The organism is Endozoicomonas sp. SESOKO1, assembly GCF_024606265.1.
GTDB lineage: Bacteria > Pseudomonadota > Gammaproteobacteria > Pseudomonadales > Endozoicomonadaceae > Endozoicomonas.
The window spans coordinates 1-1,143 of the sequence record NZ_JAHHPP010000374.1 but is presented as its reverse complement, the minus strand read 5'-3'; the positions used below and the strand labels follow the sequence as shown (position 1 = coordinate 1,143).

The 1,143-nt window shown below is 53.6% G+C and carries 1 protein-coding gene; it reads left to right on the top strand.

What is annotated here, in order from left to right; all coding sequences use genetic code 11:
* A partial coding sequence (locus KDK13_RS16985; RefSeq protein ID WP_257286174.1) for a class I tRNA ligase family protein occupies positions 1 to 1,143 on the top strand: 1,143 nt, incomplete at both ends.

The following is a 1,143-nucleotide window of genomic DNA, read 5'->3' as shown; positions in this document are numbered from 1 at the left end:
GTTTATCCATAAAGAGACCGAAGAGCTGCATCCGGATACTCAGGCACTGATTGAACAAGTTGCGCTGAAAGTTGAACAGGAAGGGATGGACGCCTGGTTTGATCTGGAACCTGCTGACATGCTTTCTGCCGAAGATGCTGAGCAATATGTGAAAGTCACCGATACCCTGGATGTCTGGTTTGATTCCGGCGTCACTCACTATTCGGTTATTGAGCGACGTGAAGCGCTGCAATTCCCTGCAGACCTCTATCTGGAAGGCTCTGACCAGCACCGTGGCTGGTTCCAGTCTTCCCTGAAAACCAGTATTGCCATGAACGGCGTGCCTCCCTACAAAGGCCTGCTGACCCACGGCTTCACCGTGGATGCCAATGGCCGGAAGATGTCCAAGTCCCTGGGGAATGTGATTGCCCCCCAGAAGGTCTTCAAGTCACTGGGTGCTGATATCCTGCGTCTCTGGGTTTCTGCGACAGATTACACCTCAGAAATGACCGTTTCTGATGATATCCTCAAGCGCACGGCAGACAGCTATCGTCGTATTCGAAATACCGCGCGCTTCCTGTTGTCCAACCTCACCGGTTTCAACCCACAAACCGATGCGGTTGCCTGGGAGGATATGCTGTCACTGGATAAGTGGGCTGTGGACCGTACCCTGAGACTGCAAAATGAAGTGGTGGACGCCTACAACAGCTACAACTTCCTTTCGGTCTACCAGAAAGTTCATAATTTCTGCTCACTGGATCTGGGTGGTTTCTATCTGGATATCATCAAGGACCGTCAGTACACCACTGCACAGGACAGTCTGGCCCGTCGCAGCTGTCAAACCGCGATGTATCATATCATCGAGGCCTTCGTCCGCTGGATGGCCCCCGTCACCAGCTTTACCGCCGACGAAATCTGGGAAGCGATGCCTGGCCAGCGTAGTGCATCGGTTTTCCTGGAAACCTGGTACGAAGGGCTGAACAGTCTGGAAGGTGATGAGCTGGGTGGGGAGTTCTGGAATACCATTCTGGAGGTGAAGACAGCGGTGAACAAAGCCCTCGAAGATGCCCGTGTGGCAGGAGCCATCGGTGGTTCCCTGGAGGCGGAAGTGACCCTGTTTGCCGATGCAGCACTAACCGGAAAACTGAACCGCCTGGGTAATGA